The sequence below is a fragment of the Phyllobacterium pellucidum genome, assembly GCF_013327855.1.
Taxonomy (GTDB): domain Bacteria; phylum Pseudomonadota; class Alphaproteobacteria; order Rhizobiales; family Rhizobiaceae; genus Phyllobacterium; species Phyllobacterium pellucidum.
The window spans coordinates 306,447-323,684 of record NZ_JABUMX010000004.1 but is presented as its reverse complement, the minus strand read 5'-3'; the positions used below and the strand labels follow the sequence as shown (position 1 = coordinate 323,684).

Sequence of the window (17,238 nt, the reverse complement as noted above, 5' to 3'; positions counted from 1 at the left end):
TGCTGACTAGTTGGCAGAGAATGGGGGATCGCATGGCTATTCGGAGGCTTTTTCTGATATCGGGTGCAGTACTCGTGACGACGTCGGCCTATGCAGCGGATGCGGTGGTCGTTGCGGAGCCCGAGCCTGTTGAATATGTCCGGGTATGCGATGCCTACGGAGCGGGCTTCTTCTATATCCCGGGAACCGAAACATGCCTCAAGGTCAACGGTTACCTGCGCTTTGAGTTTTCCGGCGGGGACAACGTGTTTACCGGTGGCCCCGTTGGTGCAGGCGGAAATGATACCTGGCGTGTCCGCACCCGCGCCGAAATTCGTTTTGATGCGCGTTCCGAAACAGAACTTGGCACGCTGCGGTCGTTTATTGACACCCGTTTCCAGAATACAAACAGCGACGACGCCGGAGGCACGCTGCATCAGGGGTTTATCGAGCTGGGCGGGTTCCAGATGGGCGTCAACGATGTCCTCTTCGGCTCCTGGCTCGGCTATGCTGGGACGATTATTCAGGACGACGTGATCCAGTATGGATCCGACAGCATTTCCAGCAATCAGATCAGCTACACCTTCAAGGGTGGAAACGGATTTTCCGCTGTCATCGCCGCGGAACAGGGTATGGTATTCAACGGTTATGACTACGTCATCGATGATTACATGCCGCATGTCCTTGCCGGCGTAAAATATCAACAGGGTTGGGGCCAGATTGGTGCTGTCGTCGGTTATGATTCCGTTCAGGATGCTGTCGGCGTCAAGGCGCGGCTCGACGTGAGCCTGACGGATGCAATATCGGCCTGGATCATGGCGGGCTATCAATCCGACTATGATTCTGATTCTTTCATCACCAATCAGAACAAAAACTGGTACGGCTTGTGGGAAGGCGACTGGGCCGGCTGGGGTGGCTTTGCCATCAAGGTTACTGACAAGGCGACAATCAACGGCCAGGCGGCCTATGAAGAGCAGGGCACCTGGGCTCTCGCCCTCAACGTCAACTACGAGCTGGTGCCGGGCTTCTTCATAAGGCCGGAAATCGACTACACCAAGTTCGGCGGCGACCGAAAGGAAGTGGCAGAGAGCGATTTCGGCGAGGATGACGCACTTGGCGGCATCATTCGCTTCCAGCGTAACTTCTAGGCAAAGATCAATTAGTTTGTTTGCCCGCCGCCGTTTATCCGGTTGGCGGGCTTTTTTGCATTTTAGGTTGGCCGCTGCATACCGACTTTCTTCATATCGATGAACAAGAGGAAGTCACGTCCTAAGTTGTAATAGTAGATGTTTTGCCTTCGACCTTCACTAACTCCTGATTGATCAAAAATCTCGAACAGGCATCAAACTCTAAGGCTGAATACAATTGCGGGTTGGTTACCGGGCTGAGAACCCATCGAGTTTGAATCGATCGACGGACCGCCGGTCGACCTGGTCTTCGTTCTTCCGACGCCGGATATTGCAACAAGCAAACAGCTCAATCTTCGTGCCTGCTTTGCCTGGATGCCTAAGGGGATGAGATCGGCGGAGGACGCACTATCGCTTTATGACCGTCTTGTCGAGGAACCGAGGAAACCACCGGTCCTCCGGCCCAATAACCTTGTTCCCGATTGGACGGCGACCGGGGCGGGGTGAGGAAGGCGGCTGCTATGATCAGTGCGGTGACAATCAAAACGCCGATTATGCACCGGATATTCGGGGATAAGCTCACGGTCTTTGTTCCGTGATCAAAGACATCACGCGCGCTTGGAGTGACGGGGCGCGGGAGCGGTGAGATCCTGCCACGGATCGGTCAGGAGACAATCATCATCGTTGGCGCACCACACGGCCTCGGGCCGGTGTTCGCTCTGGGTAACCGCGAAGTGCAGGGCCGATTCCCTGTCAGCAAACAGTCCGCCGACCAGACGCTGCCTGTCGCAGACGATCCAGCATCCTTCCAGATTTCGACCAACGAGAAAACGGGTGCACGTTCTAAAACGATCGTGGCTTTTACGTGGGTATCGCATGATCTTCGCTTTCAGCAGCTGGCAGGCGCAGGCCTGGCGGATGCAGCATTGTTTGGTGAAGGGTCGCTTGCTCAGATCCGCCAGTTGAGCGGCTGGGGTGCTTTTTCGATCGGCCTTTCGTCCGCGCCGAAAATCGCATCGGCTGGATCGCACGGGACATCGCTGCCCGGATCGCCCAATCGGTCGAGCGCTATCCTGATCCGATCCGCCGTCTCTGCCGAAACAGGCACGAGCGGCAGACGCATTTCGTCATTCATGCCGCGCCGATATTTCAGGGCGTACTTGATGGGGCCGGGATTCGTGTCGAGGTCGAACGCTTTATAGACCCGCATCAGCCGCTGCTGAATATAATTGGCGGTGGACCAGTCGTGTTTCCGGCATGCATCGTGCAACGCGGCGAAGACGTGCGGCAGGACGTTGGCAGTTACGGAAATCGTGCCGTCGCCTCCCGAAAGGTTGAAGGCGTGCGACGACGCATCATGCCCGGACAAAAGAATGAAACGGTCTTCGAATGCGCGGCGCATTTCCCCGACACGCCTGACTTCGCCCGTCGCGTCCTTGAGGCCGATAATAGAGGGGATCTGGGCAAGCCGCGCGAGCGTCCCCAGTGACAGGTCGATGCCGGTACGCGAGGGTACATTGTAGACGATGATAGGGAGGTCGACGCGCCCTGCGATCGCCTCGAAATGGCGGACAATGCCATCCTGGCTCGGCTTGTTGTAATAGGGCGTTACAACCAGCGCAGCGTCGGCGCAGCAGGATTGGGCGGCCAAGGTATGGGCGATCGTCAGTTCCGTACTGTTCGTGCCGGTTCCGGCGATCACGGGCACCCGTCCGCGCGAGGCTTTCACGCAGGTCCTGATGATTTTCAGCCGCTCGTCCCAGGCAAGCGTGGGGGCTTCGCCGGTCGTCCCGCAAGGAACCAGTGCGCTGATTCCGAATTGAATCTGCCAATCCGCAAGGGCGGCGAGGGCGTCGTAGTCGACGGCTCCGTTGTTGAAGGGGGTGATGAGGGCGGTCATTACGCCCCTTAATCGTGAGGGTTGGTCGGTTCTGCTGTTTATCATGGATTTGCTCATCGATTGTGATCGCAGCGATACTTGCGTCGAGCCGACTGTGTCGGGATCGGAAGATCGCGGCTTGCTCAGATCGCGTGGTTGAAGGCGACCCAAACGCGGAGCGCTACACAAACCGCCACGATGACGGCAAGGGCGATAAAAGTTGGCAAGTTCCGCCAAACTACATGCTTAAAGTCGACGGTGGGCTGGTAGCGGGATATTACTTTCGTTAGTCGCTCAGACATTCCAGGCACTCCTTTGTTGAGTACGTGGCAACAGGTATCATGGGGTCGGATAGGCTTTCTATTCCGGCTTCAAGGCAAAACATCAGGAATTCATAAAAATCGGTCGTCCGGCAAAATGGCGCAAAAGGTCGTGCTGCCACCGCGCTCGATACACGACCTCGAAAGCTCAAGGCCCCCGCGGTCTCGATCGCATTTATCCTGCTCAAGACAGAAGGTCGTAGACTGACAATTCAGCGCAGCGGCTTGAACGCGGCACGAAGCTCTGCGCTGAACAACTCAGGTTCTTCCCACGCGGCGAAGTGACCGCCCTTGTCGACCTCGTGGAAATAGCTCAGGTTCCGATAGGCGCGACGGGCCCATGTTTCCGGAGTTCGATAGCTTTCGCCAGGAAAGACCGTGATGGCGACGGGAAGCAAGATGTCGGAAGTCATCTCTCCGGCCGAGAGGGCGGGGCTCCGCCCACCGCCATATTCCCAGTAGAGACGCCCGGACGAGGTCGCGGTATTGGTCAGCCAGTACAGCGTTATCTCGTCCAGAACCTCGTCAGGAGACTTTTCGGGATCGTCGGTGCTGTATGTCCACGTCGAAAAGCCTGGATGTCCGAGCATCCACGCGGCGAGACCGGCAGGCGAGTCGGTGATGCCGTAGCCGATCGTCTGCGGTCTTGTGCCCATCATCGTTGCATAAGACCTGTTGCCCATCTTGGCAGCGGCACTGAGCACATCGAAAGTCGAGCGCTCCTGGTCGGACAATCCCGCTGGCGCTGGCCCGCCTGAGGCCAGGGCCGCGGCCACCTCGGGTGGCACCACCGCCGGAAGGTTGATGTGGATGCCGAGCAATCCTGCCGGTGCCAGGCGAGCCATGGCGCTGGAGACCGGCGAACCCCAGTCCCCGCCCTGCGCGACATACCGGGTGTACCCCAGACGCTTCATCAGCTCAGCCCAGATTCGCGCGGTGTGGTCAGGACCCCAGCCCGTGCCGGTCGGCTTGCCGGAAAAGCCAAAGCCCGGCATCGACGGAATGATCAAATCGAATGCGTCGTCGGCGGTGCCGCCGTGAGCGGTCGGGTTGGTAAGCGGATCGATGATCTTCAGTTCCTCGAACACCGATCCCGGCCAGCCATGAGTGATTATCACTGGCAGCGCGTTGGGGTGCTTGGAGCGGACATGGATGAAGTGGATGTCGACGCCATCGATTGTGGTGACGAATTGCGGCAGGGCATTCAGTTTCGCCTCCGCCTTGCGCCAGTCGTAGCCGGTGCCCCAATACTCGACGAGCGGCTTGAGTTTCGCAAGCTGGATGCCCTGGGACTGGTCTTCTACCGTCTCTTTATCGGGCCAGCGCGTTTCCTGGATCCGGCGCCGCAGCTGATTAAGGGCCTCGTCCGGAACGTGAACGCTGAATGGCCGGATCGATGCGTCTTCCGTGGCCTTGGATGCGGGGGCAGTTGTTGCCTTTGGCGCAATCGCAGTCTGGGGGAATGCACCCGAGACGACGACGGTGACGGCCGTGATAGCAGCAGCGGCCGTGATGAGCCTGGTCATGGCCTCGTCTCCTTCGGATGTGATGCTGACAAAGCTGCGATCAGTTCCGCGGGCCCCATGATTGCGTGGGCGCAGGTAGGACCACTCAGTTCGTGCGCGGCGTGCATCATATCATGCCAGAGCGCTGCCGTCGCGTCGCGGACCAAGGTCAGATGATAGCCAAGCTCTGGTGCATAATGCGCAGTGGTTTCGATACGAGTATTGGCCAGCAACCCGACCACGATAACATGGGTGATCCCCTTCTGCCAGCCACTCCAATGTTCCTTGGCGACTATGTATCCTGCTTTCGGGGCGAAATCTGGGTGCCACTCGCCACCCCACTCGCCGCGCGCGAAATGAGGGCCTCTCACGATGTTTCGTTGGGAGGGGCTGGGATGGTCCACTGCTCGTAGTCTCCGGGCTCCCAGCTAGACGCCGTTTGCTCTTACTGACGACTCGGCAGTTTCGCGTGCGCTCTCAAAGTTCCGGAGGTAGCGCTACGCCGGCCTTTCAGCTCACGGGAGATATCCGGAAATGCCATCCCACATCAGTTTCAACGCCGTTAGAACCAACAATCCGTAGCAGGCGCGATAAATCTGGCGTTGGTCCAGCCTTCCGTTCAGCAGCCACCCGAGCCAGACGCCGCTGGGGATGGCCAACAGACCAATCGCCATCAATGCCCAGACACCCGCGGTCGGCCTCACCAGCAGCAGCCACGGCACCGCCTTGGTCGCGTTGCCGACTGTGAAAAACATACTCGTTGTTCCCGCGTAGATTTCCTTGCTGAGCCCGAGGGGCAACAGATACATCGCAAGCGGCGGTCCGCCCGAATGCGCAACCATCGTGGTCACTCCTGAGGCAAGACCCGCAGTGATCGCCTTTGTTGTCGAACGCGGACGCCTCGTCACCTGTCCGCCCCTGACAAACCAGAGACCGACAAAGATCAGGGTGATCACCGCCATCACGATCGCGATGGCCCGGTGGTCGAGGAAGCGGAAAAGCCCATAGCCGAACCCGATGCCGATCACCAGCCCCGGCAGGAGCAGCACAAGGTCCGGCCTCGACCATGTCGAGGGCTTCCAGTAGCGCAGCGCGAAAAGATCCATCCCGATGAACAAAGGCGCAAGCAGACCGCCGGCGGTGACTGGATCCATCACCAACGACAGCAGCGGAATACCCACGATGGCGAACCCGCCTCCGAAAGCTCCTCTCATGAAGCTGATCAGGAATACACCGGCAAACACGACCAGGATCGTGGCAGCGGTCAGCTCCGGTGTAACCGGGGTGGCCATCATCACCTCCTCGCCCCGTTGGGGTTGGTCACGAAGCCGTAGGCCGCCCCTTTGATCTGGGAGCGGGCGATGCCAATATCCCGAAGTGCTTCGTCGTCGAGCTCGCACAGGCTCGCAATGGCGGCGCGATGGACGAAATAGCGAGCGATCCGCTGCCAACAGGCGTTGAATGCCCGAAGAAATGAGCCGTGCGTCTTTGTTCCCGCCGGCCTACCGATGGTTGAAAGGGCTGTAGACATTTTGACCTCCAGCTATTGCTGTGCGGCAATCCTGCTCCGCCGCCCATCAGCGCTTGTTAAGCGCCGTAGCGTTCTCATTACCGCAGACCTTGGCAATTCCCGGTGCAATCCGGTTTGACTTAGCCATTATGTTCCGATAGGTTGCTCGGAGCAATTAAAACATTGTGCTCGGAGCAATAGATGTCGGAATATCTGAAGCTCGCTGACATCATCGCCGGAGAAATAGCTGATGGCACTCTCAAGCCCGGGGAGCGCCTGCCTCCGCAGCGCCGTTTTGCCTATGATCGCAAGATCGCCGTCTCGACCGCGAGCCGCGTCTATACCGAGCTATTGCGCAGGGGCCTTGTCGTCGGCGAAGTTGGGAGGGGCACCTTCATCTCCGGCGATGCCCGGCGCGGGGCGGCAGCATTAACTGAGCCGCGCGGGATCCGAATTGACCTTGAGTTCAACTACCCGATGCTCTCCAATCAGACCGCGATCATCGGAAGAAGCCTGGCTGGCCTGGAGAAACCTGCGGCGCTCGACCCCGCCTTGAGACAGGCGACCAGCGTCGGAACTCCAGCGGTCCGAACCATTGGAGCCGCATACCTGTCGCAGGGCAGGTGGTCCCCGACTCCCGAACAACTCGTATTCACCGGCAACGGACGACAGAGTATCGCCGCAGCGCTCGCCGCAATTGTTCCTACGGGCGGCCGTTGCGGTGTGGAGGCCCTGACATACCCGTTTATCAAGGGCATTGCCGCCCGGCTGGGAATTACACTGGTGCCACTGGCGATGGACGAAGGCGGTGTCCGGCCTGACGCTGTGCAAAAGGCGCACCGTGACGCCCATCTCTCGGCAATCTACGTTCAGCCGGCGATCCAGAATCCATTAGGCATGACGATGACCGCGGCGCGCCGGGCCGACCTCCTGCGCGTTGTCGAAAGCTTTGGCCTCCCGATCATCGAGGACAATGTCTACGGTTTCCTTGACGATGAGCCGCCGCTTGCCGCACTCGCGCCGGACACCTGCATTGTCATCGACAGTCTCTCCAAGAAGGTCGCCCCGGGCCTGACGCTGGGCTTTATCGTGTCGCCGCCACGATTGCGTGAAAGCGTCACGGCATCCGTGCGTTCGGGCGGATGGACTGCATCAGGATTTGCGTTTGCGGCCGCTGAGCGGATGATGGGCGACGGTACCATTGCCGAGCTTGCAAGATTGAAGCGACTCGACGCGTGCGCCCGCCAAAAACTGGCAGTCGATCGTCTTTCGGGTTTCGAAATCCAGACCAACGGAAAATGCTATCATCTATGGCTGGTGCTGCCCCCGCACTGGCGTTCGCAGGCTTTCGTCGCTGCGGCAGCCAGGCGCGACATTGCGTTGACGCCTTCCACAACCTTCGCCGTCACCCCCGGCCATGCGCCGAACGCTGTCAGACTGGCACTAGGTGCGCCGACAATGGATCAGCTGGATGTCGGCCTGCACACACTGGTTTCCATCCTGAATGCCCGGGAGGATGATTTCGATTCAACGGAATGAACGAGAAGTGGGGGCCGGAAATCGCGATGCTTGCTCTGCGTCCAAAGGCCGTTGGACAGGGCCGCGCCCGAAGCGGACTGGCGGGCGATGCGACAAGAGCTGGCCGAACTGGTATGCGGCTTACATGACGGCGGAGCAGGCGAGGAAGGCCGTCGCAGTAGAATAGCGTGAACGCGCGGCAGCATGCCGGCGCTTGTTCGTCAGGTCCCTGCGTCGATCGATATGGAGTACATGCACGTACTGGCGAATTGAAAGCTGTTATCGGAGGAGGCATGAGCACTACAACCATCCCCGCGCAACGCGAACCCGAACTGCTTGGCCAGACTGTCGTCGTCATCGGCGGCAGCGCCGGTATCGGGCTGGAAACTGCCCGGCGAGCGCGCGCCGAAGGTGCCAGCATCATCATAACCGGACGCAATCGCGAACGAACGCAGTTGCGGCAAAAGACGTGTAACGGTATGAAATTATGAAAATTGAAACGTTCTGTTCGAAGCTAGGGGAGCCCTTCTACCGTTTCGGTTCCATGGACAGCCGAAGGGAGGCACCTCTACGGCAAGCGAATCTTCAGCCGAACGCGTTGTTCGATAGATTTCATCAAGTTTGTTCTGGAGGGTAGCGTGCGTCACAGACCTAAAGCGCGTACCAACAACGTCATACAGAAAACGCTAACTCGCTAAAGGGCCGATCTGAATATCAACACTTAGTTGACGAACCGTACAACAACGCCAGGCTTCACCATTCCAGCTAGCTCCTCGGCGTCCCAGTTGGTCAGACGAATGCAGCCATGCGACCCGACTTTGTCGATAAGTTCGGGATCAGGCGTTCCATGAATGCCGTATGTTGGCTCGGTTAGATCGATCCAGATAGTTCCGACCGGTCCATTGGGGCCTTTGGGGATCGTGTTCTTCCCTTGCTTAAAGTTGACCTTTGGATTGTATCTGAACACCGGCATCCGCGCGACGCCCTTCACCTTGTGCGTACCCTTTGGAGAAGGATTATCCTCGCTGCCAACTGTCGCGGGATATGCCGCTAGTATGACGTCGCGCCTGTCGTAAGCCGTGACCTGCCCAGCGGTCTTGTCGGCTTCGATGCGGACCACCTTTCCATGGCGCGGGGGACCGGGCATCGCCACCTGGACCGTATCCCCGGAAGCGAAATCAGAACCTGGATTGAGCGTAGTCAACAGGTCGATATGCATGTGAAAACGCTCTGCCAGTTTTTCGGCGACGCTGGTGTATCCCAAGCTGGGCATCTTCGCCTTTTCGCCGTAGTCCACGGGAATATGGTCCACGAGACCTTTCAAGTCATCGTCCGTCACCGTGTAGGTGCTAATTATCGGGCCCCCTGTCTCCAGCCTGCTGACGACATCGGGGTCGATCGCACCGTCCGGAGGTATCCCCATCATATTTTCGAAACTTATCACCGCCTTGGTGACGTTTGTTCCATCAAGGCCGTCGATCACCCCCGGCGACACACCTGCGCGGTCTAGGAGAACCTGCAGACGGACGATCGCTGGATCGGGATCAGCTATTGATTTGGAAGCGGGCCCCGCAGTGATTGTGGAAAGTGAAGCAGAATTGATCGCGTCGGGTGTTACCTCTGCAGCTTCACCGACGATGACGGAAACGATCAGAAAGAATGTGGACATTCCAACAATTGTTTTCATGTCGTTCAAATGGCATTTGTAATGAAGATGTTCCAAAAATAAGTTTCTTGTGAAGTTACAACATCTTCATAAAGTTTCGTGGTTCGAAAGTCGCGTCATCGCTCAGCAGGAACCGTACGTTCCGCAGACAGGTCCGATTCTGCTCCTGGAAAGGGCCGCTCGTACGCCGACGTCACGCCGACCAACTGGCCGGGCCCGAACACCTGCACCATTTTGAATGTTCGATAATCTTCATACACGGCCGCAATGTAGGGGCGGCGTTTCCGGATTCCGAATCATTAAATCGCACTTTATTTTTTTGCGGTCCGGCGTGGCCCGATCCGCCATTACGCATTTACATGGGCGGGTCGGGCGCACGTGGCAATGGACGATCGTCGCACCTGCCTCAAAGGATCCGTGGGTCGACTCGACCTGCTCTGCGATCGTTATCGGCACCGCAGGATTGTTAGATTTTTGCGGCAGCGAGCCGGTGATCGCGACGCAGATTATGCAGGGTTCGAAAGGCCCACTGAGCATCGAGACAGTGCAACACGTCAAGGAGATCGATGAGGCGATAAGCCAACTCATCGGTTACCTCCGACTCGAGATAGTCCAGATAGGACAAAACGGCGCTAACCCTGGGCCTCTCAATAATCTGGTGGAAATTCCGGCAGCGATCGATGCCTTATGGCGCGCCAAGGAACATGAGATGTCGTTGTAGAAGCCGTCACGCCTCCAACGTACAGCCCACCGAGCGGCATTATCAGCTAAGTAGCCCATTGGAAACGCATACATCTTTCACCATATTCTAACCATGGCAGCGCAGGGCTCCATTGGTTGATAGGCCAACATCAGCCGGCCGCACCAAGGCGGCAATGATCTACAAGGCGCCAGGCAATCTTCGCGCTATTCAAATCCTGTTGGGGCACACCAAGATCGAAAACACGGTCAGGTACCTTGGTGTGGACATCGAGGATGCACTGGAGCTAGCGGAGCATACTGAGATCTGAGCGCGTGCGGCCCCGCTCACTGTGGGGCTGCACGTATCAATGGAATGTTTCCAATTTGAACGTTTGCAATTGAGCGGCTAGGCGCCTCCATAATGGTCATCGAGCCACCGGTCGCTATCGCTGCAAAGCGGACAACACACAGTGACAACGCGGGTCGAAGTTGCGCCAACAGCGGTCGTTGTTCACGATTGGTCATCAGCAACCTTTACACGGCAGACGTCGTGGAAATCGAGCGCAATACTTCGCAGATGTCAAAGTATTTTCTGGGGCTAAGTTCAGGTCGCAACTTAGGTTTAGATACGGTGTGTTTCGACCTTACAGCGCTCGCAGACGTGTCGTATTCAACAGCCCCTGCTCCTCGAGCACGGGGTAAGCCATCGAAGCGAGCAGCGAGTTGATCTGCTTTAAGTCGCGGATCGTGTCGAGGTGAATGGAGCTCGTCTCCAGGCTGCGCGGCGTGCCTTCGCGCAGGCGGCTGAAATGCCGGTCACTGGTTTGCTTTTCCACATCCCGCAGATGATCTTTTTCAAGCACGAGCTGATGTGCTGTTTCGCGATCGCGCGAAACAAGGACGTTGAACGCCATCCGCGCATTGGTCAGTACCCTTGCATGGAAATCGCTGAGTTCGCGCCAGCCCTCATCGGTAAACTGCAGCTTGCGGTCCATCTTCTTTTGCACGAGCGCCAGCATGTTGCGCACGATGATGTCGCCGACCTGTTCGAGTTTGACGCAGGCGCCGAGTAGTTCGCGCGCCCGGCCCACCTCATAATCCGACAGTTTTCGCGTCGTCAGTTTGGCTAGGTAAAGCTTGATGGCGGCGTGCTTGCGGTCGACCTTGTCATCGAGCGCCGAGAGTTCATCGATGCGTGCCTGATCGGGATTTTCGTAAAGGTCGATAATGCCGCGCAGCATGATCTCGACCGTTTCGCAGACGCTGACCGTCTCGCGTGTCGCATTCGCAAGGGCAAGGCTCGGCGTGTCGAGCACGCTCTCGTCGAGGGCACTGAGTTCGGCATGATCGAGCGACCGAGGCGATTCGGTTGGAACGTTAATGGCGACGACAGCCTTCGTGGCCTTGAGAACGAGATGGGAGAGGGGAAGTCCGGCAATGAGGATGATGATGTTGAAGAGAATATGGCCATTGATCACCTGATCGGCCGGCGCGGCGCCCAGGAACGCAATCGATGGCTTAAAGCTCAGATAGAGGATCAGGATCACGACCGAACCGAGCCCGCGCATCAAAAGGTTGCCCATAGGAACGATGCGAACTTGCGGCGCCGCATTTCGGGTTAGAATTGGGGCGATGAATGACGAGCCAAGGTTGACGCCGCAGATCATGATGATGCCGAGTTCCGGCTGGATCAGGCCGCGGGAAGCGAATGTGACGACGAGCAATACCGCGGCGATGCTCGAGTGGAACAGCCAGGTCATGACCGCCGCCAGAAGGAAAGCGGTTACGGGATCGGTGTCGAGGTAACCGACGATCACTGGCAAGAGGTCGCTGTTGCGCAAGGGCTCGGTTGCCTGCCCGGTCATCTGGAGCGACAGCACCAGCAAACCGATACCGACAAGAATACGACCCATCTGCCGCCAGTTGCTGCGCTCGGTCGACATGAAGATGGCTGTGCCGGCCACAAGGCAAAGCGGAACCAGCAGGGTCAGATCGAACGAGAGGATTTTGACCACGAGGGCCGAGCCGACCTCGGCGCCGCGTACCGCCATCAACCCGGCAATGCCGCTGACGATGCCGGAGCCGACGAAGGAGCCGACGAGCAGGCTCACCGCCGTCGAACTTTGCAGGGCGATGGAGAGCATCAGGCCCCAAAGGGCGGCAAGCATAGGGTTGTGCAGGACACCGCGCAGGCTTTGTCGCATGCGTTCACCATACGCCCGCTCCACACCGGTGCGGACCATGCGCGTAGCCCAAAGTAGCAGCGCCACGGCGCCCGCAAGGTGCAACAAAACCGAAGAGCCGTTCACCTCATGTTTTCCTTCAGTGCATAGACCGCAGAGCAATGGCGCGTGCACGTACAAATCAATTTGCCAGGCTCCCAACGAAGCCTTGATCCAGCTTACTCTCGCCGAACCAGTTAAGGCGGTTTACGCATACATGACCCAAATCAATGAGATCGTTCTCATCCCCCTTGGAGGAGCTGTGATCGCGGCCACGTGGCACGATCAGCGTGGTGACGCCATTTTCTTCATTGAGGACGTCAGCGCTCCGCCCAATCTTGTCACGTCCGATACGGGGTTGTCTGATCGACGCCGGCAAGTCTGCCGGCAAATTGACGCTGAGCCAATGTCCAGCCTCGGCCCACTTCCTTCGCTCTTCCCATGCCCGCCTGATAAAGCCGGTCAGCCAGTGGATATCGGCGGGCGTTTGACGTGGCTCCTTGACTCTTGAAAAGCCAATCGCAGGAATCCCCCAGAAAGTCGCCTCGCGGGCGATGCCCAGTGTACCGGAGTAGGCAAGATCTTCAGCGACATTGCGACCGTCATTAACGCCTGCAAGAACGAGATCAGGCTTGGGCTGGTCATTGAACAACCAACTCATTGCGGTAACGACGCAGTCGGCTGGCGTGCCTGAGCAGGAATAGCGCCTTTCGCCAGCTTGCCGCATCGTCAATGGGCGAGCAATGGTGATCGACGAGCTTGCTGCTGTACGTTTTCCATCCGGAGCGACGATCCATACGTCATCGGTCACCAGTCGCGCAGCTTCCCACAACTTTCCGAGCCCCGGCGCGTCGATACCATCGTCGTTACAAACAAGAATTCTCATAAAGTGCTCCAGGTCAACATCGGGCTTCACACAATACGCCGCTGTCCCGACTTGGCGGTGACATCCAGTTTCGGCAAATAAGTTTTCAGTTCCTTAAGCGTCTCCACGACACAAGAATGCCCCAGAACCGGCGGACGGCCGGCACTCTCCCAAATCGCCACGCTTCCGACTCTGGTCGGATGCGTAGGCAGTCGTATCCATTCGGCACGTTTCGCCGAGAAGAGCCTACTCGCCGGCGTATTGGGAGGTATGTGACCGGTCAGCAGGATGGGCAAATTCTGCTCCGCCGCCCGACAGATCGCTCGGACCGAGGGACCAGCACTTCCCATGCCGTCATATGTGAGGAGAGGACAATCCGGAAATGGGGCTTCTTCGCGCCAATCGAGCGCCCTATTGAGGCACGCTTGCAGCACCGGAGCGATACCGGGCAAGAATGCGTCACTTGCAGCGATCTGAGCAGCGATTGGCTCGCGCATCGAAGCATGTATGGCGAACCGTCCCTGCAATATTGCCATTAGCTCGAGGGGTTTGCCCGACAGAGGGATCGGGAGTAAGCAACCCGCTTGCCGGTTGCCGATCCAGTCGCGAATAGCCTGGCTGCGTTCATTTCCGGAAATCGGATCCGCACCGTAGGATGCATCGAGAACCAGGAGATCACATCTGGAGATCGCATCCATCGCAAGGACGTTGCTCTCGGGGACAACATCGGCAGTATAGACGACGTTCGACCCACCTGCTTCGGCACCAAACCAGACGCCGCCCGGAACGTGGCCCGAACGGCCGGTCGCGATGCGAATATCGCCGACATCTATTTCATCGCCCGCGAAAAACGTCCTGATTCCTTGCAGGTTGACAGGAAATGAGCGACCACTCCCATTGCCGGCATACTGTTCCAGCATGGCCGGCGCCTCCGACAGCGTTTCGGCCGTCATATAAACTTGACCACGGAAGCCCCGGGATTGAAGCCAACTCAGGCCGCCAATGTGATCCTCATGCGCATGCGATATGAAGAGTGCATCGACCCGGGAAATTTGATCATCGTCGATAGCCGGGTAGTACTCCCTGCCCACAGCGCCAACCTTGATACCAACATCGCACACTATGCTCGTGGTTTGCGTTGCTATGCCAACGCTGGTACGGCCTTTTTCGCCAAATCCGCCAAACAGATCGACGCGGATCACGATACGTACTCCTGCGGAATGACCCAACCTGATATGACGCGAATTTGTATTCGATCACCAGCTTTGAGTCGTTTCGGTTCAGGAAGATCGAAATGGAGTTCCAGATCAGACCCGTCCAACGGTCTCGCCTCGATACGGGCACCGCCGCCGCGATAGATGCATCGTTGGATTTCAATGGGAATGCCACCGGTTTCGACCAATTCAATGTCTGCCGACCGTATGCAGGCATTGGCCGGAGCAATGACCTTTTGATCCGAACTGCATCGAAGCTGGACGTCGTGTCCGAGCATCCGCGCTCTGCACTTGCCATTTTGCGCAGATAGAATCTCAATCGGGAAGACCATGCCCTGCGCGATGAACGATGCCACCATCTTGGTAGCGGGTTGTTCGTAAAGTTCGCGCGGGGTTGCAAATTGGACGAGAACTCCCTTGTCCATCACGGCAATCCGATCTGCGAGCGCCATAGCCTCGGCCTGATCATGGGTAATATACACGATCGTAGTGCCAGTCCGTTTATGGAATGATGCGAATTCGTCCTCCATCGAGGCGCGAAGATGAACGTCCAAATTGGCGAGTGGCTCATCGAACAGGACAAGGGATGGCGCAGAAACAAGGCAGCGCGCCAACGCCACACGTTGTCTTTGACCTCCGGAAAGGTTGGAAGGGCGGCGATCGCCAAAACCATTTAGATCGACGAGAGCAAGCGCTTCCTCAATACGCCGGTGTCTTTCGGTCTTGTGGACCTTGGCGACCTTGAGGCTGTAGCCCACATTTTCCGAAACGGTCATATGAGGCCACAAAGCGTAGTTCTGGAAGACAATTCCAACTCTGCGCGATTCCGGCGGTATGTTGATAGACGGGCTCGACATCAGATTGCCGTCGACGGTAACAGTGCCTTCTGTGACCTTCTCGAAGCCAGCGATCAAGCGCAATAACGTCGTCTTGCCGCAACCTGAAGGGCCAAGGATCGCGACAAATTCACCGTCGCGCACGTCCAACGATACGTTCGTTAGCGCGTTGAACCCGGCGAAACTTTTCGACACATTGTTGATTTTTAATCCCGCCATGGGAGCACTCCAGCTGGAAGATGCCGCGCAAAAAGACTGGTGAACAGCATGAGAATGAAGGTTAAAGCGACGGTGAGGACTGATATGGCCGCCGCGTAATTCGAATCACCGCCCTGTTCGAACGAAAATATCACGACGCCGATCGTCTCGGAGCCTGACGCCCAGAGCAATGCCGACACGGTCAACTCGCTGAACGCGGTCATGAAGATCAATATTCCGCCCGCAAGTGTCGCTGGGGCGACGAGCGGAAAGATGATCGAGCGCATGCGATAGAGCAGCTTTGCACCCGCAACCTGCGCTGCTTCCTCAAGTGAACGGTCAATTTGGTGCAAGCCGCTGATCGTCGGACGGACCGCCAGCACTAGAAATCGCGCCAGATATGCATAGAAGATGATCCAGATCGTATTGTAAATCTGCACCCCAAGAATCGGCAATGGCTTCAAAAACAGAAGAAGGGAGGCGATGGCAAGCACCACTCCAGGCAAGGCATAGGGCAATTCCACGGAAAGGTTCAGGAAATTTGTCCACCACCGTACACGCCAGGTGACGAGGTAAGCGAGTGGAACGGCAAGCACCACCGCGAAAAGAGCCGCAGCTATCGAGAGACCAAAGCTGTTAAGAAAGGCACGGCTTGCTGCAGTGTGGTCGAACATGACGAAGGCATAGTTAGCCAACGTTACCGTCTTCGCATTCAGCGGTATGCCGTAAGCCGAAACAAGCGACGTGAGGAACAGGCCGAGAATAGGCAAAATAAGAACGACCACGATCAGTGACCACATCAAAATTTCGAAACAGATGCGCCAACCCCCAAGCTCGAACGGAGCAGCGGGCAATGAAGTTGACGCTATCCGATAATCTCGGCGGCGTGACGTGTAGTCCTGTGCCAGGATACCGGCGATGGCGATCAGTCCTATCAGGAACGAAAGCACAGCAACTTCCGACAAGACGGCGGGACCACCGCCGGCCAACCGCTGATAGATAAGTGTTGGCAGGACCAGATAGTTTGCAGGAATTCCCAGGAAAGCAGGAATACCGAAATTTCCGACACACGATACAAAAGCAAGCGCCGTCGCGCCGATTATCGATGGCGTCATGAGCGGTAGGATAATCGTGCGTAAGACCGTAAGGCGGCCTGCACCCGAACTAAGTGCGGCCTCTACCAACTCGCGGGGAAGCTTTCGCAATCCCGCACGCACCATCAGAAACACCAGCGGACCATATTGGACACCAAGCAAGACGATAATGCCGGTTGTCGAATAAAGGGGATTCCGGCTACCCAGTGCTGGTGCTAAGCCAACGAGCTTGAGGAAGGGGCTGGCCGGTCCAAACAATTGCAGCCAGGCCAGTGCCGTTACCTGCGGTGCAATAAGCAGCGGAACAACGTAGAATAAGACGAATGGGCTCTTGGCGCGTACGTCTGTCAGGCTGACCAGCAAAGCGACGCTGGTCCCCAGCACGACTGAGAGTAACGTGCCTCCGACACCAACTTGCAGGGAATGCCACGTTGCCGTCCAGGTAGTCGAACTGCCCATCGCCGTCTGGATCGGGCGAAGCGAGAAGCTACCCTGAGGCATTACCAGCTCGAACACCAACCGTCCCATGGGGAGGATGGATAGTGTCGCGACGACAAGCGTCACCCCTGCGATCAGGGCCATGTCAATGCCCTGACGCTGTTTGGTCTGCGTTAACATGCTGTT

The 17,238-nt window shown here is 57.6% G+C and carries 13 protein-coding genes and 3 pseudogenes; 4 read left to right on the top strand and 12 right to left on the bottom strand.

Going from position 1 to position 17,238, the window contains the following annotated elements; genetic code table 11:
- The first annotated feature begins 32 nt into the window (after positions 1-32).
- Positions 33-1,127, top strand: coding sequence for a porin (locus tag HQ945_RS18085; protein ID WP_174208355.1), 1,095 nt, complete (start codon positions 33-35; stop codon positions 1,125-1,127).
- Between the two features lie 928 nt (positions 1,128-2,055).
- Here the strand turns inward: HQ945_RS18085 and dapA are convergent.
- From dapA to HQ945_RS18060, 5 genes and pseudogenes are all read right to left on the bottom strand, one after another.
- Positions 2,056-3,006 (bottom strand): 4-hydroxy-tetrahydrodipicolinate synthase, encoded by a 951-nt coding sequence (gene dapA / locus HQ945_RS18080; protein ID WP_246272710.1) that lies wholly within the window; start codon positions 3,004-3,006, stop codon positions 2,056-2,058.
- A gap of 511 nt (positions 3,007-3,517) precedes the next feature.
- Positions 3,518-4,831, bottom strand: coding sequence for an epoxide hydrolase family protein (locus HQ945_RS18075; RefSeq protein WP_174208354.1), 1,314 nt, complete (start codon positions 4,829-4,831; stop codon positions 3,518-3,520).
- Positions 4,828-5,237: pseudogene (locus HQ945_RS18070) on the bottom strand (isochorismatase family protein); the annotation flags it as partial. The gene HQ945_RS18075 and the pseudogene HQ945_RS18070, both read right to left, overlap by 4 nt.
- An 88-nt stretch (positions 5,238-5,325) precedes the next feature.
- A complete protein-coding gene (locus HQ945_RS18065; protein ID WP_081815915.1) occupies positions 5,326-6,105 on the bottom strand; it encodes a sulfite exporter TauE/SafE family protein in 780 nt (259 codons plus the stop codon).
- The gene (locus tag HQ945_RS18060) at positions 6,105-6,341 is read right to left on the bottom strand and encodes a DUF1127 domain-containing protein (protein ID WP_027232328.1); all 237 of its coding nucleotides are present in this window, start codon (positions 6,339-6,341) and stop codon (positions 6,105-6,107) included. The genes HQ945_RS18065 and HQ945_RS18060 overlap by 1 nt, the downstream gene beginning before the upstream one ends.
- 180 nt (positions 6,342-6,521) lie before the next feature.
- Between HQ945_RS18060 and HQ945_RS18055 the strand changes: the two genes are divergently transcribed.
- Together HQ945_RS18055 and HQ945_RS18050 are read left to right on the top strand one after the other, a co-directional pair.
- Positions 6,522-7,859 carry an aminotransferase-like domain-containing protein gene (locus tag HQ945_RS18055; RefSeq protein WP_091923534.1) on the top strand — a complete coding sequence of 446 codons (1,338 nt, stop codon included), beginning with the start codon at positions 6,522-6,524 and terminating at the stop codon, positions 7,857-7,859.
- 272 nt (positions 7,860-8,131) lie between these two features.
- Positions 8,132-8,329 (top strand): SDR family NAD(P)-dependent oxidoreductase, encoded by a 198-nt coding sequence (locus HQ945_RS18050; protein WP_207719716.1) that lies wholly within the window; start codon positions 8,132-8,134, stop codon positions 8,327-8,329.
- Between the two features lie 230 nt (positions 8,330-8,559).
- Here the strand turns inward: HQ945_RS18050 and HQ945_RS18045 are convergent, their stop codons facing one another.
- The gene (locus tag HQ945_RS18045) at positions 8,560-9,525 is read right to left on the bottom strand and encodes a L,D-transpeptidase family protein (RefSeq protein ID WP_174208379.1); all 966 of its coding nucleotides are present in this window, start codon (positions 9,523-9,525) and stop codon (positions 8,560-8,562) included.
- Between the two features lie 351 nt (positions 9,526-9,876).
- Positions 9,877-10,041, bottom strand: a pseudogene (locus tag HQ945_RS22945) (3-keto-5-aminohexanoate cleavage protein); the annotation flags it as partial.
- Positions 10,042-10,355: 314 nt separating this feature from the next.
- Between HQ945_RS22945 and HQ945_RS18035 the strand changes: the two are divergent.
- Positions 10,356-10,514 (top strand): annotated as a pseudogene (locus tag HQ945_RS18035) (integrase); the annotation flags it as partial.
- A 315-nt stretch (positions 10,515-10,829) separates the two neighbouring features.
- Here HQ945_RS18035 and HQ945_RS18030 read toward each other — a convergent pair.
- Genes HQ945_RS18030 through HQ945_RS18010 form a run of 5 tightly spaced genes read right to left on the bottom strand, consistent with a single transcriptional unit; the run spans position 10,830 to position 17,232 of the window.
- On the bottom strand, positions 10,830-12,494 hold the full coding sequence (locus HQ945_RS18030) for a Na/Pi symporter (RefSeq protein WP_113281402.1): 1,665 nt from the start codon (positions 12,492-12,494) through the stop codon (positions 10,830-10,832).
- Between the two features lie 55 nt (positions 12,495-12,549).
- Positions 12,550-13,293, bottom strand: a complete 744-nt coding sequence (locus HQ945_RS18025) for a 5'/3'-nucleotidase SurE (protein ID WP_113281401.1) — start codon at positions 13,291-13,293, stop codon at positions 12,550-12,552.
- 26 nt (positions 13,294-13,319) lie between these two features.
- A complete protein-coding gene (locus HQ945_RS18020) occupies positions 13,320-14,474 on the bottom strand; it encodes an MBL fold metallo-hydrolase (RefSeq protein WP_343051256.1) in 1,155 nt (384 codons plus the stop codon).
- Positions 14,471-15,541: an ABC transporter ATP-binding protein gene (locus tag HQ945_RS18015; RefSeq protein ID WP_113281400.1), complete on the bottom strand. Its 1,071-nt coding sequence runs from the start codon at positions 15,539-15,541 to the stop codon at positions 14,471-14,473. The genes HQ945_RS18020 and HQ945_RS18015 overlap by 4 nt, the downstream gene beginning before the upstream one ends.
- On the bottom strand, positions 15,529-17,232 hold the full coding sequence (locus tag HQ945_RS18010; RefSeq protein WP_027232320.1) for an ABC transporter permease: 1,704 nt from the start codon (positions 17,230-17,232) through the stop codon (positions 15,529-15,531). The genes HQ945_RS18015 and HQ945_RS18010 overlap by 13 nt, the downstream gene beginning before the upstream one ends.
- Between the last annotated feature and the right edge of the window lie 6 nt (positions 17,233-17,238).